General features: G+C 62.4%; 21 protein-coding genes. 6 read left to right on the plus strand and 15 right to left on the minus strand.

The annotated features are described in order from the left end of the window. Nucleotides 1–14: 14 nt before the first annotated feature. The 9 genes from MKS85_RS12210 to MKS85_RS12250 form a co-directional block, all read right to left on the minus strand. On the minus strand, nucleotides 15–680 hold the full coding sequence (locus MKS85_RS12210; protein ID WP_047228974.1) for an amino acid ABC transporter permease: 666 nt from the start codon (nucleotides 678–680) through the stop codon (nucleotides 15–17). After that, on the minus strand, nucleotides 673–2,451 hold the full coding sequence (locus MKS85_RS12215; protein ID WP_310662919.1) for an aconitase family protein: 1,779 nt from the start codon (nucleotides 2,449–2,451) through the stop codon (nucleotides 673–675). The genes MKS85_RS12210 and MKS85_RS12215 overlap by 8 nt, the downstream gene beginning before the upstream one ends. Nucleotides 2,452–2,461: 10 nt before the next feature. Continuing rightward, on the minus strand, nucleotides 2,462–3,280 hold the full coding sequence (locus MKS85_RS12220; RefSeq protein WP_310662920.1) for a transporter substrate-binding domain-containing protein: 819 nt from the start codon (nucleotides 3,278–3,280) through the stop codon (nucleotides 2,462–2,464). A gap of 232 nt (nucleotides 3,281–3,512) precedes the next feature. After that, nucleotides 3,513–4,262 (minus strand): AraC family transcriptional regulator, encoded by a 750-nt coding sequence (locus MKS85_RS12225; protein ID WP_139050466.1) that lies wholly within the window; start codon nucleotides 4,260–4,262, stop codon nucleotides 3,513–3,515. 188 nt (nucleotides 4,263–4,450) lie between these two features. Next, nucleotides 4,451–5,707 carry an FAD/NAD(P)-binding oxidoreductase gene (locus tag MKS85_RS12230; protein WP_139050465.1) on the minus strand — a complete coding sequence of 419 codons (1,257 nt, stop codon included), beginning with the start codon at nucleotides 5,705–5,707 and terminating at the stop codon, nucleotides 4,451–4,453. Further along, the gene (locus tag MKS85_RS12235) at nucleotides 5,704–5,940 is read right to left on the minus strand and encodes a 2Fe-2S iron-sulfur cluster-binding protein (RefSeq protein ID WP_047228979.1); all 237 of its coding nucleotides are present in this window, start codon (nucleotides 5,938–5,940) and stop codon (nucleotides 5,704–5,706) included. The genes MKS85_RS12230 and MKS85_RS12235 overlap by 4 nt, the downstream gene beginning before the upstream one ends. Then, the gene (locus tag MKS85_RS12240; RefSeq protein ID WP_139050464.1) at nucleotides 5,933–7,048 is read right to left on the minus strand and encodes an FAD-binding oxidoreductase; all 1,116 of its coding nucleotides are present in this window, start codon (nucleotides 7,046–7,048) and stop codon (nucleotides 5,933–5,935) included. Before MKS85_RS12240 ends, MKS85_RS12235 begins: the two co-directional genes overlap by 8 nt. Next, a complete protein-coding gene (locus MKS85_RS12245) occupies nucleotides 7,045–7,977 on the minus strand; it encodes a 4-hydroxyproline epimerase (protein WP_139050463.1) in 933 nt (310 codons plus the stop codon). The genes MKS85_RS12240 and MKS85_RS12245 overlap by 4 nt, the downstream gene beginning before the upstream one ends. 111 nt (nucleotides 7,978–8,088) lie before the next feature. After that, nucleotides 8,089–8,760: a GntR family transcriptional regulator gene (locus MKS85_RS12250; protein ID WP_076385185.1), complete on the minus strand. Its 672-nt coding sequence runs from the start codon at nucleotides 8,758–8,760 to the stop codon at nucleotides 8,089–8,091. A gap of 205 nt (nucleotides 8,761–8,965) precedes the next feature. Here MKS85_RS12250 and MKS85_RS12255 point away from each other — a divergent pair, with 205 nt between their 5' ends. Next, nucleotides 8,966–11,107: a TonB-dependent siderophore receptor gene (locus tag MKS85_RS12255; RefSeq protein WP_310662921.1), complete on the plus strand. Its 2,142-nt coding sequence runs from the start codon at nucleotides 8,966–8,968 to the stop codon at nucleotides 11,105–11,107. A 66-nt stretch (nucleotides 11,108–11,173) separates the two neighbouring features. Here MKS85_RS12255 and MKS85_RS12260 read toward each other — a convergent pair whose 3' ends face one another. Together MKS85_RS12260 and MKS85_RS12265 are read right to left on the minus strand one after the other, a co-directional pair. Next, the gene (locus tag MKS85_RS12260; protein WP_310662922.1) at nucleotides 11,174–11,908 is read right to left on the minus strand and encodes an SDR family NAD(P)-dependent oxidoreductase; all 735 of its coding nucleotides are present in this window, start codon (nucleotides 11,906–11,908) and stop codon (nucleotides 11,174–11,176) included. Nucleotides 11,909–12,194: 286 nt separating this feature from the next. Continuing rightward, nucleotides 12,195–12,401: a 4-oxalocrotonate tautomerase family protein gene (locus tag MKS85_RS12265; RefSeq protein WP_003202537.1), complete on the minus strand. Its 207-nt coding sequence runs from the start codon at nucleotides 12,399–12,401 to the stop codon at nucleotides 12,195–12,197. 126 nt (nucleotides 12,402–12,527) lie between these two features. On the opposite strand from MKS85_RS12265, the gene MKS85_RS12270 reads away from it, so the two are divergent. Further along, complete coding sequence (locus MKS85_RS12270; protein ID WP_107321696.1) at nucleotides 12,528–13,451, plus strand: LysR family transcriptional regulator; 924 nt, start codon at nucleotides 12,528–12,530, stop codon at nucleotides 13,449–13,451. 95 nt (nucleotides 13,452–13,546) lie between these two features. Here the strand turns inward: MKS85_RS12270 and MKS85_RS12275 are convergent, their stop codons facing one another. Continuing rightward, nucleotides 13,547–13,981 (minus strand): nuclear transport factor 2 family protein, encoded by a 435-nt coding sequence (locus MKS85_RS12275; protein WP_047228987.1) that lies wholly within the window; start codon nucleotides 13,979–13,981, stop codon nucleotides 13,547–13,549. Nucleotides 13,982–14,124: 143 nt separating this feature from the next. After that, nucleotides 14,125–15,021 (minus strand): LysR substrate-binding domain-containing protein, encoded by an 897-nt coding sequence (locus MKS85_RS12280; RefSeq protein WP_188251616.1) that lies wholly within the window; start codon nucleotides 15,019–15,021, stop codon nucleotides 14,125–14,127. A 107-nt stretch (nucleotides 15,022–15,128) separates the two neighbouring features. On the opposite strand from MKS85_RS12280, the gene MKS85_RS12285 reads away from it, so the two are divergent. The 4 genes from MKS85_RS12285 to nahK all read left to right on the plus strand — a co-directional run bounded on the left by MKS85_RS12285 (nucleotide 15,129) and on the right by nahK (nucleotide 21,843). Beyond that, nucleotides 15,129–16,403, plus strand: a complete 1,275-nt coding sequence (locus MKS85_RS12285; protein ID WP_188251615.1) for a glucarate dehydratase family protein — start codon at nucleotides 15,129–15,131, stop codon at nucleotides 16,401–16,403. A gap of 282 nt (nucleotides 16,404–16,685) precedes the next feature. After that, nucleotides 16,686–17,870, plus strand: a complete 1,185-nt coding sequence (locus MKS85_RS12290) for a porin (RefSeq protein ID WP_310662923.1) — start codon at nucleotides 16,686–16,688, stop codon at nucleotides 17,868–17,870. Between the two features lie 237 nt (nucleotides 17,871–18,107). Next, the gene (nosP, locus tag MKS85_RS12295; RefSeq protein ID WP_310662924.1) at nucleotides 18,108–19,271 is read left to right on the plus strand and encodes a nitric oxide-sensing protein NosP; all 1,164 of its coding nucleotides are present in this window, start codon (nucleotides 18,108–18,110) and stop codon (nucleotides 19,269–19,271) included. Then, on the plus strand, nucleotides 19,201–21,843 hold the full coding sequence (gene nahK, locus MKS85_RS12300; RefSeq protein ID WP_281459298.1) for a hybrid sensor histidine kinase/response regulator NahK/ErcS': 2,643 nt from the start codon (nucleotides 19,201–19,203) through the stop codon (nucleotides 21,841–21,843). Before nosP ends, nahK begins: the two co-directional genes overlap by 71 nt. A 162-nt stretch (nucleotides 21,844–22,005) precedes the next feature. Here nahK and MKS85_RS12305 read toward each other — a convergent pair whose 3' ends face one another. Both MKS85_RS12305 and MKS85_RS12310 read right to left on the minus strand, forming a co-directional pair. Then, nucleotides 22,006–22,671 carry a response regulator transcription factor gene (locus MKS85_RS12305; protein WP_188251614.1) on the minus strand — a complete coding sequence of 222 codons (666 nt, stop codon included), beginning with the start codon at nucleotides 22,669–22,671 and terminating at the stop codon, nucleotides 22,006–22,008. Between the two features lie 56 nt (nucleotides 22,672–22,727). After that, nucleotides 22,728–23,261 carry a PQQ-dependent catabolism-associated CXXCW motif protein gene (locus MKS85_RS12310; RefSeq protein WP_310662925.1) on the minus strand — a complete coding sequence of 178 codons (534 nt, stop codon included), beginning with the start codon at nucleotides 23,259–23,261 and terminating at the stop codon, nucleotides 22,728–22,730. Nucleotides 23,262–23,349 lie beyond the last annotated feature (88 nt).

Raw genomic sequence — 23,349 nt, forward strand, 5'->3', positions numbered from 1 at the left:
CAATAACGAAACACTCAATAACGGAATAGGCGCCAGGACAACAGCCGGGCCAGCCCGACGATCAGCTTGGCGATCAGGTAATACAGCACCGCCGCGAGGGCGAAGTATTCGAAGGTGCGGAAGGTCTTGACGTTGTATTCCTGGGTGACGCCGGTCAGGTCGTTGTTCAGGCCCACGACCACACCCAGGGAGGTCATCAGCACCGCCCAGACCATCTGGTTGGTCAGCGGGTAGAACACGATGCGCAGCAGTTGCGGCACGATGATCATCCGGTAGGCCTGCCAGGCGCTCATGCCCAGGGAGCGGGCGGCGCGCATCTGGGTACTCGGCACGGCCTTGAGGCCGCCGCGAAAGTTTTCCGCCAGGTAACCGGCGTTGTTGAAGGTGATACCGGCCAGCAACGCCAGCCAGGAACTGACGTGCAGCCCGAGAGAGCCGAGGCCGAAGTAAAGGATGTAGATCTGGAACAGCGAGGGCGTGTTGCGGGCGATCGACACCCAGCCATTGCCCACGCCGCGCAGCAGCGGATGGCGGGCCTGGCGCATCACCGTCAGCACCAGGGCGATCAGCACGCCGAAGATCATCGACAGCGCCGCGGTCTCGAAGGTGACCCAGGCCCCGGCGAGCATGTCGGGCAGGGCACGCAAGGCCGGGCGCCACTGGAAACTGTAGTCAAACATCGGTTAGGCCCCCCGTATGGACAGTCGGTTGCAGCCACGTCGGCGGTTGACCGCTGGCCGTTGCGCTGCACGCGGCTTCAACGCACTGCGCAAGGTTGGCGAAGTGCACGCCGCGACCGACCAGACCCGGTGCGTAATGGGCGTATTTGCCGGAGTTGGTCATCAGGGTGGTGGCCTCGGGCGGAATGACCGGCTCGCCCAACATGCACCAGCAGGTGTCGGTGACCAGGAGCGCGCCGAAGGCTTCGATGGCCTGCAGATGGCCCGCCTCGCGGGCCTGTTCCAGTACCGCTCGGCCACAGGTGATCGCCAGCACCACTTCCGGATGTTTGTGGCGGCCTGCGCACAGGGCCGACAGGGCGGCGAATTCGCTGAGGGAAAAATGCGGATTGCCCAGGGAGACCACGTCCACCTGGCGGTGCCGCGCGCTGTTGAGTTCGCGCCAACTGGCGAGCAGGCCGGCAGCGCTGACAGTGTCCTGCGGCAAACTGACTCCCGGCTCCAGGACATCGACCGGGTCGAGGGCCTCGGGCGTCACCCCGGCGATGTGGAACAGCGGCGCGGCGCTGGTGGTGGCGAACGCGGCGCCGAAGGCTTTCAAGTCGTCCCGCGTGGGGGCGGCGTGCTCCAGGCCGCGGATCAGGGGAATGCGACGGCCCGTCAGGCTGCCGATGTGATAACCCAGCAGCGGATAGAAACTGTCGTCCACGGGCCCCAACGGCGGCACATCGATAATCAGCGCGGCTTTGCGCTGCGCGTCAAGATGGCAGCCGGTCAATGGCGCGCGGCCGCAGAGGGCGATGCAGATGTCCAGGAAGTCCGGGTACTTTTGCGTGCGGGCACCGAGCACGCTGTTGGCGTAGACCACGGCGTTGGATTCGGCCCAGACGATCTGTTCGCCAGCCTTGGGCGCGCTGTCGAGCAGGTAGGGGGCACAGGTGAAACTCAACTGCGCACCCATTGCCATGTAGGCATCCCCCAAGGCGCTGGCCGGCTCACCCAGGGTGGGGTCGACGCCCAGTTCCCGCCAGCGCCGCTGGTCCACGGAGATCGAATTGAGCGTGGTGGGCACGCGCACCTTCGCGCCCCACTGCACCAGTTGTTCGGCAAAACGCAGGCTGGCCGGGCCGGTATAGATGCAGCCATCGATGTGGGCCTGGGTCACATCCAGCAGTTGTGTGGCGCCCTGGATATCGGCCATGCGCAATACAATCTGCATCGCGACCTGGGCCGCCTTGCCGTGGCTGCCGTCCAGCAGCGCCTGGTCCTGTTGGCTGAGGCTGATGGTTGAACCGCTGAGCGCGGGGGTTGGAAAGTCCAGCCCGTGCCAGCCATCGTTGGGGCGCTGACCTGACAAGGTCAGGCAAGCGCCTTCAATGCGCACAAAACCCTGGCCGCGCAACCGCTTGAAGGCCTCGTGCCCGACACACACCACCGGCAGGGAGCGCTGGAAAATCACCTGCGCCACCAGCACGCCCAGGGTCAGGATTTCATCGGCCTCGGCCAGCACCAGGGCCGCAGGGGCGTGGCCGTTGCTGATCAGCTCCATCAGCACGCTGCTGCCGGTGCAGGAGCCACGCCCGCTGGGAATCGCCAGCACGCGCCCGGCCAGGCGTTCGCCGCTCAACGGATGATGGCGGTCAATGACCTCGCCGCTGGCCGGATCGACCCCGCCCCAGAAACTCAGGCCCACATCGGCGTACAGCAGGGCGCCCTGGGCGGCACCCTCCACCAGACTTCGGCCCGTCACACGGGTAGGCGGGCTTGGCATGCTCCAATCCTCAGTAGTAGACCTGCGGCACCACCAGGTCGGCCGGCGGGATATCGGTGCCCACCCATTTGACGAACAGCTCCTTGTAACGGCCAGTGCGCACCTGCTGGTTGACGAAGAGGTTAAGGTAGTTGATCAACCCGTACTCGTTGCGCTTGGCGCCAAGGGACACGTAGTCGATGACATAGGGCGCGTTGCCCGCGATTTTCAGGTTCTTGTACTTGCCCGACTTGATGGTCGCGGCCGCCACGGTGTTGGTCACCACGGTCGCATCGATGTGGCCCTGGGCGACGGCCAGCAGCGTGTCGTTCTGCGACTGGTAGGCGCGGAAACTGCCGCTGCCCCAGCTTTTCTGGTCTTTTTCCAGGGCGATGGCTTCGTAGGTGCCGCTGGTGTTACCCAGAGGTTTGCCCTTGAGGTCGTCGTAGCTGTTGATGTCGGTATCGTCCCGGGTCAGCACCACCATCTGAAACGCGAAGTAGGGCACGGTCAGGCCCACGGTCTTGGCCCGCTCCAGGGTGTCGGAGGTGGAGGCGACGATCACGTCCGCACGGCCGGAAACCAGCGCCGGGATCCGGTCCGGGAACGGCGTTTCCACCACTTCGGGTTCCACGCCGAGGACTTTCGCCAGGTCGTGGCAATAGTCCACGTCAAAACCAGCGGGTTTATTGCCAGCGTCACGAAAACCCATGGGCGGGAAGTCCAGGGTCACGGCGCAGCGCAGTTTGCCGGAGCCGATGATGTCGTCGAGTTTGTCGGCGTGAGCGGGGGCGATGAAAAGGGGCGTGAGGGCAACGCTCAGGGCTACAGCCAATGCAGGGTTTTTCATAAATGCCTCGCTGTCGAATAAATGCGGATGAAATATCGTATTGAGGATTTCGTATACGATATTAAATAAAGCAAGCAGCGTGCCGGTTTGAGGTTAAGTCAGTGGTCATTGGTAAGGCTTTGATGTGCATGCATTAAAAGACGTGGAGCTGCGTCAGACGCCGAACAACGCTTGCTTGCGGTGTTACAGATAGGAGCAATCGCAGTCCCCATGCCCCACCAGGGAACACCGGTCAGCGCTGATTTTCGCGATACTGGCTGGGCGAAAGGCTGGTCAAGGCGCGGAACTGCCGGCTGAACGCGCTGTGATCGGTGTAGCCGCAGCGCAGGGCGATTTCGGTGATGGGCAGGTCGTGGTCCAGTAACAACCGCGAGGCTTCTTCCAGCCGTGCCTTGTGAATCATCTGCCGCGGCGTGAGCTGGAAGATGCGTTTGCAGTGGCGCTCCAACTGCGCCACCGACAACCCGGCGATGGCGGTCAGGTCGGCAAGGCTGATGGGGTGGGCGAAGTGCTGCTTGATATGGGCATCCACCGCCGCCAGTTTGTGGAACGCAGGGTGACTCGACTGCGGCAGTTGCAAGTCCCGGGAAATCCCGGCCAGGCCGACGATCTGGCCGTTGGGCGCATGCAGGGCGAGTTTATGGGTCAGGCACCACACCGGCTGGTTGCCGTAGTACAGGTGCAGTTCGAGCTGGTCGGCCAGTTCCCGGCCGCTGGCCAGCACCCGTCGGTCCTGCTCGGTGTACAGCGGGCCGAAACGCTCGGGAAAAACCTGCTCGGCAGTGAGGCCCAGCAGGTCAGCGCTTTGTTTGAAGCCGCAACGCCGGGCCAGGGTCTGGTTGACGAAGGCATAGCGGGCTTGCCTGTCCTTGATGAAAAACACCACGTCCGACAGGGTGTCGAGCAACGGCGCGATGGCTTGCAGGCTTTTGAGCAGGGTCGGCAAATCGCAGGGGGCGAAGGAAGTGAGCGAGGGGTACATGGCGTCAGGTTTCTGAGGGGACGCAGGGATCATAGGTGCAAAGTCATCGAGGCAGGAAGTCCAGGCCTGACGCGGTCCACTGTGGGAGCGAGCTTGCTCGCGAAAGCGGTGGGTCAGCTTGCATCGATGCTGGATGTGCCGACGCATTCGCGAGCAAGCTCGCTCCCACAGAAGGATCTGGTGTGGTCTCAGGTTGTCGGGGTTTCTTCCAGGTGCAGCAAAGTCTCGATCCGCGCCGGGCTAAAGGGCGGGCGCGGCGTGGGTGAGGGCCAGCCGAACAGATGTTCCAGCGCGGCAGCGCAGACCCGCCCCTGGCAGGCCCCCATGCCGCACCGGCTCGCCAGTTTCGCTGCGCGCCAGTCCGGCTGGCCGACCAGCTCGCCATACGGCACGTCTTCGCAGCGGCACACCAGGGTGTCGTCCCGAGCGAGGGTCTTGAGTCGCGCGTCCAAGGCGAAGGCCTTGTTCAACGCCCGGGCGAAACCTTGCCAGCGTGCCCGGCGAGGCCACAAACGTTGCGCGGCGACACTATTGCCGACGGCGCTGTGGCCGGCGATGGCGCCTTCCACCAGCGCCAGTTCGCTGCCACCGAAACCGGTGCATTCACCGGCGGCGTAATGGTCGTGGCGGGTGGTCGCTTGCCAGGCGTCAACAGCTAGCGCCTGGCCTTCAAGACCACAGCCCAAGGCCTGGCCGAGCTGAGTATTGGGAATGAGCCCGAACCCACAGGCAAGACGGTCGCAGGCCAGTTCAAGTGTCTTGCCCTGTTGCAGCAAGCGCACGCCCTCAAGCCGCTCGCGACCCAGGGCCTCCAGCACATGCGTGCCGGTGCGGTAGTGTGGATCGAAAAGGCTGAACGACTGCAAAAACTTGCCCGGCCAGCGCGGCAACTGCGCGGCGAAACCAGCGACGGCGCCACGACTGGCCTGCTCGGCGATCCGCAGTACCTGCGCCCCTTGATGTTTGGCGGTGGCGGCGCTGGCCAGCAGCAACGGACCGCTGCCGGCGATCACCAGCCGTTCGCCGCGCACTGGCAGGCCACTCTTGATCAATGCTTGTAAACCACCGACGGCGGTCACCCCCGGCAGCGTCCAGCCGGGGAAGGGCAGCAGCAGTTCGCGCGCGCCGGTGCACAGGATCAAGCGCTGGTAGGTGATCTGCCAGCCCCGCTCGGCATCTTCCACCAGCAGGGTTTTATCGGCGGCGCAGGCGATGACGCGGGTGCCGGCGTGGCAGCGCACATTGGCGCAGGCCTGTAATGAGTTGCGCAGACGTCGGGCCTCGGCGGGGAGGTGAGCTTGGGGGCCGTCGCGCCAGATCTGCCCGCCCGGCAATGGATTATCGTCCAGCAGCACAATGCGCATGCCGCTGCTTGCCGCGGCCAGGGCGGCGGCCATGCCGGCGGGGCCGGCGCCGATGATCAGCAGGTCGGTGGTTTCGTTCATGGTCGTGTTTGCACCTGCATGCCATCGCGGCATAGCGTCTGGCAGGCCAGGCGTCGATGGCCATCGATCATCACCCGGCATTCCTGGCAAATGCCCATGCCGCACAGAGGCGCGCGGCGCTGGCCGCTGACCGAAGTGCGGCTGCAACCGTCGGCTCCCAGGGCAAGGGCGGCGGCGACGCTGGTGCCGCTGACGACCGTGAGCGGGCGACCATCGAGAAACAGATCAGGCATGGGCCGGTTCTCCCAGAAAACGCTGTGGCAGGTACGGTTGTGCCGCCAGCGGTGAGGTTTCGTTGAACAGTTGCGCGGCCAACAGATCGGCCGTTGCGGGTGCCGTCGTCACGCCCAGGCCTTCGTGACCCACCGCCAGCCACAGGCCCGGGCGTTGCGGATGTTGCCCGACCAGCGGCAGGCCGTCGGGACTGGCGGCGCGAAAACCGGTCCAGGCGCGGATGCCGTTGAGGTGTGCCAAGCCTGGCATGTAGTCGACAGCACGCTTGAGCATCTTTGCCAGCATCCAGCCTTCCACCTGCGGGTCGACGGTGCCGAACTGTCGCGAGGCACCGATGAACAGCTGCCCGGTCGGACGCGGCTGGATATTGCACGCCACCGATGGACCGCTGGCGTTGTGAGCGCTAGTGACATACCCCAGCTCCACCAGGGTGTGGCAGACGGTGGCGGGGTAACGATCGGTGATCAACAAATGGCCCTTCTTGGCTTCGATCGGCAACTCCGGGCACAGCTCGGTGGCCTGGATGCCATTGGCGAGAATCACCGCTTCTGCGTTCAACCAGCGACCGTCCTCAAGACGCACTCGATGGCCGTCCACTTCAATGACCTGGGCGCGTTGCTGAGCAATATTGGCCTCGTCCAGCATCCAGCGCGCGGCAGCCGGGGCGTACAGGATCCCGTCGCCCTTGATCAGCAGGCCGCCCTCCAGGCCTTCGCGCAGTTGCGGCTCACGCTGCTGCAGGGCCGCACGCCCGATCAGCTCGCAGTCTTCGCCATGAGCCAGCAGGTTCAGGTACTTGCTATGGGCAACGGCCATTTCCTCGGCATTGGCCGCCAGCCACAGGGTGCCGTTGTTGCGCCACGCGCAGGCGTCGGGCAGGGCCGGGGCCAACTGGCGCCAGCGCTGCAGGGAATACTGACTGAGGGCCAGTTCCGCCGGGTTGTCGTCCAGCACCAGCAAGTGGCCCATGCCGGCGGCTGTGGCGCCGTGCCAACCGGCATCGAGTACCAGGACCTTCAAGCCTCGCCGGGCCAACGTTCGGGCGCAGGCGGCGCCGATGATGCCGGCACCGATGATGATCACATCGGCGACGTGGCCGGCGTTCACGGGACGATGCCCCAGGCGAACGGATCATCCGGCTCAATGACCAGCGTGGTTTCGGCGCTGATGTAGGCGCGGCCGCGAATGGTCGGCACGATGCGCTCGCCGTCGAACTCATAGGAGCCTTCGAATTCACTGCCAATGACACTGGCCTGGCGCCAGATCTGCCCGGGTTGCAGTTTTCCGTCAGCGGCCAGGCACGCCAGTTTGGCGCTGGTGCCGGTGCCGCATGGGGAGCGGTCATACGCCTTGCCGGGGCAGAGCACGAAGTTGCGGCTGTCGGCGTGCGGGTCATCGGCGAACAGTTCGATGTGATCGATCAGGCCACCGTCCTCACCCCGCAGACCTTGCCGTTCCAAGGCCTGCTGCACGGCGTAGGTATAGGCGGTCAGCGCGTCGAGGTTGTCGCCCGCCACGCGCTGGCCATGGTCAGCGATCAGGAAAAACCAGTTGCCGCCCCAGGCCACATCGCCCACCACCGGGCCGATACCGGGCACCTCCAGGCTCAGGGCCTTGCGGTAACGGTAGGCCGGCACATTGCGTACGCTGACCGAACGGTCCTCATGCAAGGTCGATTGCACCGTGCCCACCGGGGTTTCGACGGTGTGCACGCCAGGGCCGATCTTGCCCAGGTGTGCCAGTGACGTCACCAGGCCGATGGTGCCGTGGCCGCACATGCCCAGGTAGCCGCTGTTGTTGAAGAAGATCACCCCGGCACAGGCGCTCGGGTCCTGCGGCTCACAGAGCAGCGCCCCCACCAGCACATCGCTGCCCCGTGGTTCCAGCACGCAGGCGGTGCGCCAGGCGTCATGCTGTGTCGCTAGACGCTGGCGGCGCTCGGCCATGCTGCCTTGGCCCAGGTCGGGAAAACCGTCGGTGACCAGACGGGTCGGTTCGCCGCCGGTATGGGAATCGATCACGGTGATGCGTTTCATGGGGGGCCACGTCCGTTCAGATGAGTGACGGCAAGCGTGGCCCGCGCTGGGGGGTGACGGCTTGATGGATTTATCTGTCACTCATGACGAAATCGGCACAGCAGCGACGCATCAATGGCTGGAAGGCAGGAACTCGAACAGCGTCTTGCAAACGCCGGCGATGTGTTCGTCCAGTAACTTCACCGCCCGCTCCACATCACCGGCGCGGCAGGCCGCAAGAATTTCCCGGTGCTCGTGGTCGGCGCGTTCCTTGCCGGCCGAAAGGCTCATCTGCATGCGCAGGTAGCGCTCCAGCTTGTCGTGCACCGAGCGGATCAAACCCACCAGAAAGGGGCGCTGCGCCGGCTCGTAGAGACAGGCATGCAATTGCCAGTTCAGTTCAGCCCAACGACCCACGTCGTCTTCACCGATGAACTCACGGCAGATGCTCTCGGCGCGGGCGAAGGTCTCTTCAGTCATGTTGGGAATCGCCAGGCGCAGCACTTTGTCTTCCAGCAGCATCCGCACCTCGAACATCTGCGCCAGTTCCGCCTCGGAAATGCGCGTGACCATCGCCCCGCGATTGCGCTGGAACATCACCAGCCCCTCGGCTTCCAGGCGCTTGAGGGCTTCGCGCACGGGAATCTTGCTGACGTTGAACTGCCGGGCGATGTCGTCCTGGCGAATGGGCTCGTCCTCGGCAAAATGCCCGGCCACGATGGCTTCGCGCAGATGACGGGTGATGATTTCCGAAGTGGAAGGGGTGTTGCCCAGATCAGGCAGATTGAACTTGGATAAGGTCACGGCGGCGGTCGTTTGGCTTGGTTGGGGATATGGTATACGACTTTGCCAGCAGTCGCGTTGTGCAGTTGGCACGTGCCAGGAAGGGGCATTTTGCTGGGTTGTGAATGGGAATTTGTGTCAAACAAGAATGAGTTGCTGTATCTTTCGCGACACATTCTTGTCGGCCTCTGGGGGGCTGACGTATTTTCGTTAGGATTGTGCATCGATGCGTCGGATTCTCGTTTCACTGTGTGTGCTCCAGGCTTATTCCGTATCCACGTGGGCAGACGAGCCCATGGCCGCAACCTCCGCACCGTTGGAACTGCAAGCCACGGACATCGTGGGTCTTTCGGAGATCGAGTCCGCGCAAGGGCCCGTCAAGGGATACCACGCGACCCGTTCGGCCAGCGCGACACGTACCGACACCGCGATTCATGAAACCCCACAGTCGATTTCCGTGGTTTCGCGCGACGTGGTGGAAGACCTCAGCGCCACCCGGCTGCAAGACGCGCTCGATTACGCCGGCGGGGTCGGCAGGGCGAACAACTTCGGTGGCCAGGGCCTGACCACGTTCACGGTCCGCGGCTTTACCACGGGCGAGTTCTACCGCAACGGTTTCCCGATCAACCGCGGTTACCCGAACATGCCAGATGCCAACACCATCGAGCGCCTGGAAGTGCTGCGCGGCCCGGCGACGATGTTGTACGGTCGCGGCGATCCAGGCGGCACCTTCAACGTGGTGTCCAAGCAGCCATTGGCCGAACGCACGGTGACCCTGGGCAGCCAGGTCAGCGACCAGGGCATGCGTCGCGGGACCCTGGATGCCTCGGGCCCGCTGGACGAAGAAGGGCGCCTGGCGTATCGCCTGAACGTGATCGGCGAGGGTGGCGATACGTTCCGCGACCACGTCGAGACCGAACGCTATGGCATTGCGCCGGTGGTGACCTGGCAGGTCAACGACACCACGCGCCTGACCTTCGAAGGCGACTTCATGCGCAACAATGCGCCGCTGGACCGTGGCCTGACCCATTACGCCGGTCAGCGCGGCACCGCCTCGCGCGATACGTTCTTCGGCGAGAAAGACGCCGGCAAGTTGCACAACGACAACAACATGCTGCAGGTGCGTTTCGAGCACATGCTCAACGACGACTGGACCTTGGCCGGCGGTACCCAATGGCTGGACGGCACCCTGCAGGGCAACGCGGTGGAAGGCAACGGTATCGCCGCCGACGGGCGTACCCTGGGGCGCAATTTCAACTATCGCAAACTGGAGTGGACTGACCGGGACACCCAACTCAACCTCACCGGGCATTTTTCCACTGGCGGGTTCGAGCACACGCTGTTGACCGGCATCGAGTATGAAGACTACGACTACCAGTCCATCATCAAACGTTCCGCCGCGGGGAGCAGTGCTTATCCGATCGATATCTTCGATCCGGTGTATGGCCAGCCACGCCCGGCGCTGACACGCACGCCCACCGATGATCAGGAAAACCTCAAGACGTTTGGTGTATTCGTGCAGGATCAAGTGGCGCTGACTGAGCGCTTGAAGCTGTTGGCTGGGGCGCGGTTTGAGCGGTTCGAGCATCAGTACGAGAGTTTCGTCCCTCAGACCCCGCCTGGTAGTCGGAACTGGGACGTCACCGACAGCGCCGTCACCCCGCGCCTGGGTGTGATCTACGACCTGACCGACACCGTGGCTGTCTATGCCAATACCGCACGCTCGTTCAAACCCAACAACGGTGCCAGTCGCGAAGGCGGCGGGTTCAAGCCGGAAGAGGGCAAGTCTTATGAGATGGGGATCAAGTGGGAAGCCTTGGATCGTCAGTTGAGTGTCGATGCGGCGGTGTACCAGATCGAAAAACGTAACGTGCTCACCACTGACCCAGTGGATTCCACCTTCAGCGTGGCCGCTGGCGAAGTGCGCAGCCGTGGTTTTGACCTGAACGTGGCGGGCAATTTGACGCCGGAGTGGCGCGTGATTGGTGGTTACGCGTATGTGGATGCCGAAGTGACCAAGGACATCAATATCCCGTCCGGCACCCGCTTGCTCAACGTGCCCAAAAACACCTTCAGCCTGTTGAACGTCTATGAGTTCCAGGATGGCGGCCTCAAAGGGCTGGGCCTGGGACTAGGCGCCAAGTATGTGGATGAACGGGCCGGCCAGACGGCGGCGACTGCGTTCTCCATGGACAGCTACACGGTGGTGGACCTGCTCGGCTACTACAAGGTCAACGAGCGGATCCGCCTCAACCTGGACCTGAAGAACCTGTTCGACGCCGACTACGAAGAAGGCGCTTTCGGTAACGTCTATGCCTACCCAGGCGCACCGCGAACCGTGCAGGCCGGCATCTCCTATACGCTCTGAACTCCAGGCGTCATGAAAACCCCGGAGGTTGTGCCTCCGGGGTTTTTCTTTTTACCACTTGCCTGTTTACCACTTGCCCGTGCTCATCCCGCCGTCTACCGGCAGTATCGCGCCGGTCGTGAAATCAGCGCGCGCCAGGTACAACACGGCCTCGGCAATTTCCTCGATGGTGCCGACGCGACCGGCCGGCGCCAGGTTGTTGAGGAAGTCGCGGTGCACCGGGTCATGCATGGGCGTGTCGATGATGCCGGGGGCGACCGCGTTGACCTTGATGTTGTGGGGCGAAAGCTCCAGCGCCAGGGCACGGGTCATCTGGTTGACTCCGCCTTTGATCAACACCGGCAGCGCCGCCGGCACTTGGATGTTCGGTTGCAGGGCCACGGCGGCGGAGATGTTGATGATGAAACCCTGCTGACGACCGATCATGTGCGCGGCAGCCGCCTGGCTGGCGTAGACCAGACCCTTGAGGTTGGTGTCCAGCAGCGCTTCCAGGTCCTGTGGGCTGTATTCGATGAAAGGTTTTGGCAGGAAGAAACCGGCGTTGTTCACCAGCCCGTCCACGGCCCCGAAGGTTTCGATGGCTTTGTTGATGAGACGGGTTGAAGTCGCCGGGTCAGCGATATCACCGGCCACGCCAATGAAGTTCGCCGGATGGCCGAGCTGTTGCGCCGCGCTGTCCAGGCCGGACTGAGAGCGGGCATTGCCCACCACGTTATAGCCCCGATCCAGGAACGCCTGGACCAGACCCAGGCCGATGCCACTGGAGGCGCCGGTGATGATGACGGTTTTGTTGAGGCTCATGATTGGACTCCTGATCAATTGAATTGAAACCGTTGCGCCGATGTTGGCGGTGGTTGAGATCAGGGTATTGATGCGCTTGGGTTTGATAAATGCGGGGGCTGGTACTTGAGTTGATACGTCATGTAATTAATTCAATGTGGGAGAGAGTCTGCTCGCGATGACGGTATTCCAGCCAACATCAATGTGACGGGTCCATCGCCATCGCGAGCAGGCTCGCTCCCACAGGGTTAATCATCAGGCACAAAAAAGCCCGGTCAGTTGGACCGGGCTCGGGAAGGTAGAACCGTCACTCTTTGGGCAAGCTTCGGTATTGCGTCGTCGTCATACCCGCGTAACCCCAGTTATCGGTGTCGACTTCCTCGATCACGATGTGGGTCAAGTGCGGGTCCTTGCCCAGCACCCGTTGCAGGGTTTCGGTGATCTCGGAAATGACCTGGGCTTTCTGTTCGCGAGTGACGCCGTCGCGGGTTATACGCACATTGACGAAAGGCATGATGCACTCCTGCTGATGAGAAATGAGCGCAGGAGGTTCCCGCGCCACGGGGGCCACTATATTTATACGCCTGCGGCTGATAAACAGGTGTCTGGAAACTTCAGTTGATACGCGGTGTAACGAATCATGAAGCGTCATTTCGAAGACTTGCAGTTGGGCAGCATAGAACTGTTCTGCCTGGCGGCGGAGGCAGGGAGTTTCACCGCAGCGGCCCAGCTTGCCGGTGTGACTCCGGCGGCGGTGAGTCGCTCGATTTTCCGTCTGGAGGAGCGCCTGGGTTCGCGTCTTTTCGTGCGCACCACACGCAGCATTCGGCTGACGGAAGCCGGCAAGACCTATTTCGAGCAATGCCGGCAAGCGCTGACGCAACTGGTGGAGGCGCAACAGGAGATGATGGGCGCGCAATCGGTGCCGTCCGGGCAACTGCGCATCAGCCTGCCCACCACCTACGGTCATCACCGCATCCTGCCCTTGCTGCCGGCCTTTCGGGCGCTGTACCCGCAAGTGACGGTGGACCTGCACCTGAGCAACCGAAACATCGACTTCGTTGCCGAAGGTTATGACCTCGCCATCCGGGTGCGAGCACAACCCGACTCATCGATGATCGCCCGACTGCTGGAAGACGCGAAATTGGTGGTGGTCGCGTCCCCGGATTACTTGCGCAAGGCCGGCACGCCGCAGGTCCTTGAAGATCTGGACGACCATGAGTGCATCCAGTTCGAATTGCCCAGCAGCGGACGGCGGATTTCCTGGTTGTTCAATGTCGACGGCAAGGAAAAGGAGGTGTTCGGCGAAGGAGGGTATTGCTGTTCGGACGATGTGCTCGGCGGCGTGACGCTGGCCAAACATGGCGCCGGCTTGTTCCAGACCTACAAATTCATCGTGGAGCAGGAGCTGGCCAACGGGCAATTGGTGGAGGTACTTGCGCCTTTCGCGGGGCGCTCACGTCCGTTCACCTTGCTGTATCCCCACGGTCGGTACGTGCCGCAGCGGGTGCGCGCCTTTGTCGATTTCCTGCTGCAGTACCGGGAGCAGTGGGCGGCGGATTGAAGTAACGGTGACCTGTGGCGAGGGGATAAATCCGCTCGCCACATTGAATCCCTGCCGCTTCAAGTTAACTAACGGCGCCCACGGAGATTTTTAGCTCAGAACCGAAACGCCTGCCGCCCAATCAGCAGCCACTTGCCATTCTTCTGCTTCTGCCAGATCTGAAAGTTCTCAATTTCCGTCGGAACCACTTCGGTGCCTTTGAGCGCTTGCGCGGAGAAGTGGTGACGCACCAGGGCCACATCGCCTGACAGGGTGATTTTCTGATCCTTCATCTCCAGGGTCTTGAACGCGCTCTTGCCGGTTTCGATGTCGGCAATGAAGGCTTTCTTGTCCTGAATCTTCCCGCTGGAGTGCCCGTAGGTCAGGTTTTCGGCGGCCAGTGCCTGGAGTTGTGGGATGTCTTTGTGCAGCATGGCTTGGGTCAGATGGTCGACGGCCTGGGCCACTTCCTGCTCGGCCGATGAAGAGGCAGCCGCGACGTAGCCGCTGAACAGGCACAGAAAGCTGATGACCAATGTGGCTTTTTTCATGGGTATTTCCTTATTTTTGTAGGTATCGGAGCGGATTAGCGTTTTCGGCTGATCTCGTCTGTCATCGTACAACTTGTTTGGGGTGACGGGAATAGGTCGTCAAGTTTGGTCACTGCGGAGGGCGACATCGGTGGGCTTCAGATTCAGAGACCCTCGCGAACGGCCCCGCGAATGCCCTCCAGCAACATGGCAAACGCCGGGTTGTCATTGTCCTGGCGCCATATCAGGTGCAACTCGCTTTGTACCCCTTCACCCAGATCGATCTCACGAAACACCACCTGCCTGAACACCACGCTGGTGGCACACCGGGGCACCAGTGCCAGACCCATGCCGGCGTTGACCAGCGCCAGGATCGTCAGTGAGGAACCCAGCCATTGCACGAACTGCGGTGCAACGCGGGCCGAGCGCAGCATGCCGGTGAGCAGTTCGTTGAAAGGTGGGTAGGCGGAGTGGGAGTACATCAGGAACGGTTCACCGTCGAGATCTTCGACGCCCACCGAATCGGCACTGGCCAGCGGATGCCCCACAGGCACGGCCAGGACGAACGGTTCGCGCACCAGGCACTCGGTGGCGTAGCCGGTTTCCAGCAGTGGCGAGCGGACGATCCCCAGGTCGATGCGGCGAGCGCGCAGGGCCTCGTGTTGCTGGTAGGTGTTCATCTCCGACAGAACGATTTTTACCTGGGGTTGCTTCAAGCGGGCTTCGGCGATGACTTTGGGTAGAAACTCATACACCGCGCTGCCGACGAAGCTGATGGTGACTGAGCCGATGTCGCCCTGGGCAAACCGCTTGGCGGCCACGGCGGCTTGTTGCGCCTGCTCCAGCAGGTTCTGCGCTTCGATGAAAAACGCCCGTCCGGCGGCGGTGAGCGCCACGCTGCGAGTGCTGCGGGTGAACAGTTCGACACCCAGGTGATGTTCCAGCAACTGGATCTGCCGACTCAGCGGAGGCTGGGTCATGTTCAGACGTTCGGCGGCGCGACGGAAGTTGAGTTCGGTCGCCACCGTGGTGAAGCAGCGTAGCTGGGCCAGTTCAAACATTGATTCAATCCAGGTATCAATCAAGTGCCAAGTTAGATTAGACGGGAACAATACCCTCCGTCCATCATCGACCCGTCCTCTACAAAAACAATGATCGGAGCCGCTGCATGAAGATCACCCGCGTCACCGTCACACCCATCGCCTTTCGCGATCCGCCGCTGCTCAACGCCAGCGGCATTCATGAGCCCTACGCGTTGCGTTCGATCATCGAGGTCGAGAGCGACAACGGTTACATCGGCCTGGGCGAGAGTTACGGCGATGCGCCGGCCCTGGCGATCCAGCAGCAATTGCAAAGCCAGTTGATCGGGCTGGACCCGTTCAATCTCAACCAGTTGCGGGCCATCGTCCAGGCCACCGTGGCCGCCCACCGGCCCGCCAGCGTTGCCGGTGCGGAGCTGGCGCCGGGTTCCCATGCGAGCAAGGCGGTGAGCAATGCTTACTCAGCGTTTGAAGTGGCCTGCCTGGACCTGCAAGCCCATTACCTGAACGTGCCGCTGGTGGATCTGCTGGGCGGGGCGATTCGGGATGAGATCCCGTTCAGCGCCTATCTGTTTTTCAAGTACGCCGAGCACGTCGATTCGCCGTATCCGCCGGACAGCTGGGGCGAGGCGCTCAACGAACAGCAGATCGTCGCCCAGGCCCGGCGCATGATCCAGGACTACGGCTTCAAGAGTATCAAGCTCAAGGCTGGCACCCTGGAGCCGGAACACGAGGTTTCCTGCATCAAGGCGTTGAAACAGGCGTTTCCCGGCTACCCGCTGCGCATCGATCCCAATGGCAACTGGTCGCTGGAAACCTCCATTCGCATGGCCGAGCTGCTGGGCGATGACCTGCAATATTACGAAGACCCCACACCAGGGCTCGAAGGCATGGCCGAACTGCACAAGCGCACGGGCCTGCCGCTGGCGACCAATATGGTGGTCACCGATTTCGACGAGTTCCGTCGCAGCGTGGCGCTCAACAGTGTGCAGATCGTCTTGGCCGACCATCATTACTGGGGCGGGCTGCGAGACACCCAGGCGCTGGCGAAAATGTGCGACACCTTTGGCCTGGGCGTGTCGATGCATTCGAACTCCCACCTGGGCATCAGCCTGATGGCCATGGCCCACGTCGCGGCTTCGGTGCCGAACCTCGATTACGCCTGTGACACCCATTACCCGTGGCAGGAACCGGATGAAGAGGTGATCAAGGGCGGCAAGCTGCCGATTGTCGATGGTTGCGTGAAAATCACCCGTGCGCCGGGGCTTGGACTGGAGCTGGACCGCGATCAACTGGGCAAGCTGCATGAGCAGTTCCTCAGTTGCGGCATCCGCCAGCGCGACGATGTGCGGCAGATGCAGCGCTACAAGCCGGACTGGAAAACCGTCAAACCGAGGTTCTGAGTCAAGGATCCTGTGGGAGCGAGCCTGCTCGCGATGGCGTTGGGTCAGCAGCATTTAGGGTGGCTGACACACCGCCATCGCGAGCAGGCTCGCTCCCACCTTAGTTTCAGGGTTAGGCCCTAAGTATTGCCTCTCCGTCACATCGCAGTCTTACACCCAAACTGCCGCGCCGGGCCGGCGCCTCTAAAGCATCCGCCAATTGCCTCCAAGGCAGCGTATGACGCGGCCTGTCGCCTTTCGATAATCGCCTCCGACATCCCGTCTCATGTTGCGGAGCGCGCCATGCACAACAATAAAAATACTCGCCACCGTTTTTTGCCTGCGGTCATCGCCGGCCTTTCGAGCCTTGGCCTGACGTCGTGGGCCCAGGCTGAAATCATGCTGTACGACAAGGACCAGACCACCTTTTCCACCGACGGCTATATCAACGCCTTTTACGTCAACAGCGATGTTGACCGGGCAGGGGAGCAGTTCGACCGTCGGCAGGCGCGGGTCAAGATGGGCTTCTTGCCCAACTACCTGGGCTTCAACATGGGCAAGCAGGTCGATGACCTCAAGCTTGGCGCCCGTGCCTCGTTCTGGGTGACCATCAACGACAGCGAAACCAACGGCACCGACACCGCCATCGACGTGCGGCAGTTCTACGGCACCGTCGCCAATCCGCAGTGGGGTGAAGTGCTGGTCGGCAAGGACTTCGGTCTGTTCGCCCGTTCCAATATTCTGCTGGACGAGTTGCTGGCCGGTTACGGGCAGGTCAGCGACACCCTCGGGTTGGTGGACGGCGGCGGGGTGTCGTTCGGCAACATCGGCAGCGGCTACCCATATCCGTTCCCGACTTCGCAGATCACCTACCGTACGCCGGTGATGGATGGGCTGCGGGTGGCGGTGGGCATCATGGACCCGGTGGACACCAACGACAGCAGCGCCACCGGCAAGGCCTACCAGAAAAATCCGCGTACTGAAAGTGAGGTGACCTACCAGTTCGACCTGGGTGGAGCGAAGATCTACAGCTGGCTCAACGGCAGCTACCAGACCTCGGACAACACCGACACCACGGTCGATTCAGTGACCTCCAAAGGCCTGGGCTATGGCGTACAGGCGAAGATGGGCGGCCTGTCGCTCACCGGTTCCGGGTTCCAGGCCAAGGGTATCAACCCGTTCTTCACTAACAACGCCGGCGAAGCGACGTTGCGCAATGTCGACAGTACCGGCTACCTGTTGCAGGGCTCCTACAAACTGGGCAAGAACCGCCTGGCGCTGTCCTACGGCAAGACCGAGGACGACGGCAATGGCGTGGTGGGCAGCGGCGCCGACTATGAAACCCGTGGCATAGCGCTGTTCCATGACGTCAACGACAACCTCAAGCTCGTGGCCGAATATAACCAGTTCGAAATCAACGGCCATGACACCAGCGCCCAGAACGAAGACACCGACACCTTTGCGGTGGGGGCGGTGTTGACCTGGTAAAGAGGATCCATCGGCAGCTATGCACAACCCTGTGGTGAGGGGATAAATCCCCTCACCACAGGAGCATTCCAGCCGAAGCCCCGTTTTTTTGTGGTGGCCCCTGCCGTGCGCATCGCGGCAGGGGCCGCCACTGTTCTCCTCCCATGGAAGCGTCTACCCGCTACCCAAGTAGCATTCGTGAGCCGGGCGCCGCTTCGTACACTCAAGGTTCCTGTCACGCACCCGTCGGAGGCGAAGATGCTAAAGGCCCAGAGCGAAGGTGTGATAAGCGCCATGTCCCAGGCAACGAACGTCCAGCAGGTTGCCCAGGAGCTGGCGCGGCAGTTGCTGCACCCGCACTTGGGCTTCGTGCTGTTTTTCTGCTCCGCTGAATACGACTTGCCGGCTCTTGGCCAGGCGCTCTCCCAGAGCTTCGGCGGGATTCGCCTGGTGGGCTGCACCAGCGCCGGAGAAATCACCAACCAAGGCTATGGCCGCAACTGCGTTACGGCGGTGGGTTTCGATCATCGGCATTTTTCCATTGCCGCCGAGCTGATCGGGGAAATGGAGCACTTCAGCCTGATCGACGCCCAGCAGATGGTCGAACGACTGGCCAGCGGTTGCCGCAGCAATGCGCTGGCGCCGATCAAGGGCCACAGCTTTGCCCTGACCTTGCTCGATGGGTTGTCCAGTCGCGAGGAGATGGTGCTGGCGGCGTTGAGCGCGGCGCTGGGGGACATTCCGCATTTCGGCGGTTCGGCCGGCGACGACAACTACCTGACTCACACCCACGTGTACTACGAAGGTCAGTTCCACAGCGGCGCGGCCGTGGTGGTGCTGATCAACACCTGGCTGGATTTCGAGGTGTTCACCACCCATCACATCCTGCCTCGGGAGGAGAAGTTGGTCGTGACCGGGGCCGACAGCACCTCACGGCGCGTTTACGAGCTCAATGCCGAGCCCGCCGCCGAGGAATATGCCCGGCACATCGGTGTGCCGGTGAACGCGTTGAACTACCGGGTCTTCGCCGCCCATCCGCTGGCGGTGCGCATCAACGACCAGTATTACGTGCGGGCGATCCAGCAGGTGCACCCAGACCTGAGCCTGAGTTTTTACTGTGCGGTGGAGAACGGCATCGTGCTCACGGCGATGACCCCGGGCCCTTTGCTGCACAACCTGCAAGAACTGTTCAGCGGCTTGCAGGGGCGCCTGGGTGACTTGCTGCTGACCATCGGCTGTGACTGTTTTCTCAGGCGCATGGAACTGGAAGATCGCGGTGGCCTGGAGCAGATCGGCCAGTTCCTGCGCGACCATCGCGTGATGGGCTTCAACACCTACGGAGAGCAGTTCAATGGCATGCACATCAACCAGACCTTCACCGGAGTTGCCATTGCCCGCCATCGCGTCCCCGGCCATCGCTGACCTGCAGGCGCAGATCGCCAGCCTGCAGCACGAAAACCGCAAACTGCGGCGGATCAACGACGCACTGATCGAACGGGTGGAGTCCGGCGTGACCCGGGGCAACGACCCGTATGCGGCGTTCCAGCATTCAGTGGTGCTGGCCGAGCAGGTTCGCGAGCGCACCGATGCCCTGAACCAGGCCATGGCCGAACTCAAGGCCGGTAATCACCTGCTGGGCGAAGCGCGGCTGCGCGCGGAAACCGCCCACCGGCACCTGATCGATGCCATTGAGAGCATTTCCGATGCATTTGTGCTGTTCGACGAACAACAGCGCATCGTCCTGTTCAACAGCCGCTTCAAGGCATTCTGGGCCCACAGCCGCGTGCGTATCATCGCCGGGATGCGCATTTCCGAGGTCAAGCGACTGATGACCGCCAACGGGTTGTTCAGCGAAGAGCCGCGTGGCCAGGCCGACGAGCATGTGCTTTACCGCTTGCAGAACGGGCGCTGGCTGCAAGTCAGCGAACGACCAACCCAGGAAGGCGGTCGAGTGATTCTGTTTACCGACATCACCGACGTCAAACTCAGTGAAACCGTGCGTCGCGAACAGGCCATCGCGCAGAAATCGCACTTGTTGCAACGGGCCGTGGACAACCTTTCCCAGGGCGTGGCCATGGTCAATGCCCAGGGTGTGCTGGAGTTGTGGAACCGTCGCTTCCTGGAACTCAGCGGTCTGGCGCCAGTGGCGGCCCATCGGCCGTTTTCCGAGGTGATCGCCGACAGTGAACTGCAACTGCTGACCCCGGCCAGTCGCGACAGCAATGGCCGGCTCATCCACGAATGCGAGCAGCGCCTGTCGGATGGCCGGGTCCTGGAGATTCGCACCCATCCGCTACCCACCGGCGGCTACGTCAACACCTTCACCGACATCACCGAGCGCTACCAGCACGCCGAGGCCCTGAGTGAAAGCGAACGCTGGATCCGCCTGATCACCGACCATGTGCCGGCGCTGATCGCCTACCTCAATGCCGACTTGGTCTACGAATTTACCAACAAAGTCTACGAGCAATGGTATTGCTGGCCCCGTGGCGTGATGCTCGGCCAGAGCCTGCGCGAGGCCCACAGTGAACAGCATTACCAGCGCCTGGAGGCCTACGTGGCCCGGGCCTTGGCCGGTGAGAGTGTGACGTTCGAGTTTGCCGAGACCAATATCAACAACCAGGAACGCTATATGCTGCGTTCCTACGTGCCCAATCGGCTGGCCAATGGTGAAGTAGTGGGAATCTTCGTGCTGATCCGCGACATCACCGAGCGGCGTCGCACCGCCGAGGCGCTGCACCAGGCCTACCAGAACCTGGAACAGCGCGTCCAGGAACGCACCGCCGAACTGACCACCCTCAATGACCAGCTATTGCGCGAAATCGACGAGCGCAGCCGGGTGGAGTTGCGCTTGCGCGAGGCCAAGCGCGAGGCCGAGCAGGCCAACCTGTCGAAAACCAAATTCCTCGCGGCGGTCAGCCATGACCTGCTGCAACCGCTCAACGCCGCGCGGCTGTTCACCAGCGCTTTGCTCGAGCGCCGTGAGCCGGTAGCGAACGCGCAACTGGTGCGCAACGTCAGCCACTCGCTGCAGGACGTGGAAAACCTGTTGGGCACGCTGGTGGACATTTCCAAGCTCGATGCCGGGGTGATCAAGGCCGATATCGCGCCGTTCGCCCTCAGCGAGTTGCTCGACAACCTGGCCGCCGAATACGTCCAGGTGGCGCGCAGTGAGGGGCTGGAACTGCACTTTGTGCCGTGTTCGGCCCTGGTGCGCAGCGACATGCAGTTGCTGGCGCGGATCCTGCGCAATCTGCTGAGCAATGCCATTCGCTATACCCCCAGCGGGCGGGTGGTGTTGGGCTGTCGCCGGCACCGTCAGCGCTTGTCCATCCAGGTCTGGGACAGCGGCATCGGCATTGCCGAAAACCGTCTTGAAGAGATCTTCCAGGAGTTCAAGCGCGGCGATGTGCAGCGCCCGGATCAGGATCGAGGGTTGGGCCTGGGGCTGGCGATCGTCGAGAAAATCGCCGGGATCCTTGGGCACCGGATCCAGGTGCGTTCATGGCCGGGCAAGGGCTCGGTGTTCTCCATCGACGTGCCCCTGAGCGCCACCGCGCCCAAGCCGTTGCCGAGCCTGGAGATGAGCGAACCGATGCTTGAGCGCTTGCGCGGGGCCCGGGTCTGGGTGCTGGATAACGACGCGGCCATCTGCGCCGGCATGCGTACGTTGCTCGAAGGTTGGGGTTGTCGGGTGGTGACTGCGCTGTCGGAGCAGGACCTGGCGCGCCAGGTGGACAATTACCATGCCGAGGCCGACCTGCTGATTGCCGACTATCACCTGGACAACGAGCAGAACGGCGTCGACGCCGTGGCCCGGATCAACGCCCGCCGGGCCTCGGCGATCCCGGCCATGATGATCACCGCCAACTACAGCAACGAACTCAAGCAGCAGATCCGCGAACGCGGCCACACCCTGATGCACAAGCCGGTGCGGCCGATGAAACTGAAGATTGCGATGAGTCATTTGTTGAGTGGGCCCAAGAGTCATTGAGCCGAACCGCTTCTGTGGCGAGGGAGCTTGCTCCCGCTGGGCTGCGAAGCAGCCCCATCCAGCTTACTGAGTAAGCCTGACTCACCGAGGTGCCTGGGTTTGGGGGCGCTTCGCGCCCCAGCGGGGATAAATCCCCTCGCCACAGGGATGTGTGTCAGCGGTTCAACGGCGCAGATAAGCCCCGAAATCAATATCCCCGGCACTGAGAATCGCCTGCACCCGATTGTGCACATTGAGCTTGCGCAGGATGGCCGAAACGTGAGCCTTGACCGTGGTTTCGGCGATCTCCAGCGTGTAGGCGATCTGTTTGTTCGACTCGCCCTTGGTCATGCGTTCCAGCACCAGCAATTGTTTACGGGTCAGTGCCTGCAGCAGCTCGGGCGCAAAGGCCGGGGTTTCGTTCAGGCGGCGGCCCATCGGGCTTTTCTGCGTGCGGATGATGTCCGGTGGCAGGTACACGTTGCCGTTGAGAATCTGCTCGATGGCGTCGGTCATCTGCGAGCGCGGCGAGGACTTGGTGATGAACCCCACCGCGCCGTAGGTAATGGCTTGCAGCACCACCTGTTTGTCCTGTTCGGCGGAGACGATCACCACGGGGATGGTCGGCGCCTCGTTGCGCAGGTTGATCAGGCCATTGAGGCCGTGCATGCCGGGCATGTTCAGGTCCAGCAGGATCAGGTCGAGGTCGTCGTGCTCGCGGGTCAACGCCAGGGCGCTGTCCAGGTCGGCGGTTTCCATCACCTCGCTGCCAGCAAAACCGTCGCTGATGACGTTGTGGATGGCTTCGCGAAACAGTGGGTGATCGTCGGCTATCAGGATCTTATACATGGCCATTCACCTCGTTATTGTCGTGTGGGTGGAGCGGGGGCACGCACTCATTGAAATCAGGGAAAGGGTTCGGGCCGGGCCGCTTGCAAGGGCAGGCGGGCCGCCTCCCAAGCGTCGAGGCCGTCGCGGTACCAATACAACTGTTTATAGCCCATGGCGGCGGCGCGTTTTACCGCGTTCCAGCTCAACCAGCAATCAGAGCGGCAATAAAAGACCAGCGGTTGATCCGCTCGCCCGCCCGTGGCTTTTCCAAGGTGATGGTTGAAGTAATCCTGCCAGGTTGGGTCGAGTTCGCCGTCGCCGGTATTGGCCAGCCACAGGCTGCCGGGGAGGTTGGCGTGGGGCTCGTTGTCGATGAAGCGTCCCTGGAGCCAGGGGCGGCGATAGACGTCGATCAGGATCGCAGACGGCGTTTGCATCATCAGCTGTTGCAGTGCCTGGGTATCGAGCGTCTCTGCGCCATCGACGGTGGCGGGCGTCGGGCTGCGGTACTGGGCAATGCGATAGCCCTGCGCGGAGAACAGCGCAGTGTCAGCCTGGGCGACATTCAGCCACAGGCCCAGCAAGACGATCACCAGCAAACGGGGCATGGGAATTTATCCTTTTTGTTATGCGCCCATTACATGCCAGGGTCGAGGTCTTGTGAATGCGACCATAGACAGGAAAACCGGTACTAAA

This window comes from Pseudomonas sp. JL2 (assembly GCF_031570495.1).
Taxonomy (GTDB): Bacteria; Pseudomonadota; Gammaproteobacteria; order Pseudomonadales; family Pseudomonadaceae; genus Aquipseudomonas; species Aquipseudomonas rhizophila.

What these genes read in the sequence shown, in the direction of transcription:
- MKS85_RS12260 (WP_310662922.1), bottom strand. Translation starts at nt 11,908, where the DNA reads ATGAGCCTCAACAAAACCGTCATCATCACCGGCGCCTCCAGTGGCATC.
- MKS85_RS12305 (WP_188251614.1), bottom strand. Translation starts at nt 22,671, where the DNA reads ATGTATAAGATCCTGATAGCCGACGATCACCCACTGTTTCGCGAAGCC.
- MKS85_RS12280 (WP_188251616.1), bottom strand. Translation starts at nt 15,021, where the DNA reads ATGTTTGAACTGGCCCAGCTACGCTGCTTCACCACGGTGGCGACCGAA.
- nosP (WP_310662924.1), top strand. Translation starts at nt 18,108, where the DNA reads ATGCTAAAGGCCCAGAGCGAAGGTGTGATAAGCGCCATGTCCCAGGCA.
- nahK (WP_281459298.1), top strand. Translation starts at nt 19,201, where the DNA reads ATGGCATGCACATCAACCAGACCTTCACCGGAGTTGCCATTGCCCGCC.
- MKS85_RS12235 (WP_047228979.1), bottom strand. Translation starts at nt 5,940, where the DNA reads ATGCCTGATCTGTTTCTCGATGGTCGCCCGCTCACGGTCGTCAGCGGC.
- MKS85_RS12225 (WP_139050466.1), bottom strand. Translation starts at nt 4,262, where the DNA reads ATGTACCCCTCGCTCACTTCCTTCGCCCCCTGCGATTTGCCGACCCTG.
- MKS85_RS12270 (WP_107321696.1), top strand. Translation starts at nt 12,528, where the DNA reads ATGAAGCGTCATTTCGAAGACTTGCAGTTGGGCAGCATAGAACTGTTC.
- MKS85_RS12290 (WP_310662923.1), top strand. Translation starts at nt 16,686, where the DNA reads ATGCACAACAATAAAAATACTCGCCACCGTTTTTTGCCTGCGGTCATC.
- MKS85_RS12210 (WP_047228974.1), bottom strand. Translation starts at nt 680, where the DNA reads ATGTTTGACTACAGTTTCCAGTGGCGCCCGGCCTTGCGTGCCCTGCCC.
- MKS85_RS12220 (WP_310662920.1), bottom strand. Translation starts at nt 3,280, where the DNA reads ATGAAAAACCCTGCATTGGCTGTAGCCCTGAGCGTTGCCCTCACGCCC.
- MKS85_RS12285 (WP_188251615.1), top strand. Translation starts at nt 15,129, where the DNA reads ATGAAGATCACCCGCGTCACCGTCACACCCATCGCCTTTCGCGATCCG.
- MKS85_RS12310 (WP_310662925.1), bottom strand. Translation starts at nt 23,261, where the DNA reads ATGCCCCGTTTGCTGGTGATCGTCTTGCTGGGCCTGTGGCTGAATGTC.
- MKS85_RS12245 (WP_139050463.1), bottom strand. Translation starts at nt 7,977, where the DNA reads ATGAAACGCATCACCGTGATCGATTCCCATACCGGCGGCGAACCGACC.
- MKS85_RS12255 (WP_310662921.1), top strand. Translation starts at nt 8,966, where the DNA reads ATGCGTCGGATTCTCGTTTCACTGTGTGTGCTCCAGGCTTATTCCGTA.
- MKS85_RS12275 (WP_047228987.1), bottom strand. Translation starts at nt 13,981, where the DNA reads ATGAAAAAAGCCACATTGGTCATCAGCTTTCTGTGCCTGTTCAGCGGC.
- MKS85_RS12215 (WP_310662919.1), bottom strand. Translation starts at nt 2,451, where the DNA reads ATGCCAAGCCCGCCTACCCGTGTGACGGGCCGAAGTCTGGTGGAGGGT.
- MKS85_RS12230 (WP_139050465.1), bottom strand. Translation starts at nt 5,707, where the DNA reads ATGAACGAAACCACCGACCTGCTGATCATCGGCGCCGGCCCCGCCGGC.
- MKS85_RS12265 (WP_003202537.1), bottom strand. Translation starts at nt 12,401, where the DNA reads ATGCCTTTCGTCAATGTGCGTATAACCCGCGACGGCGTCACTCGCGAA.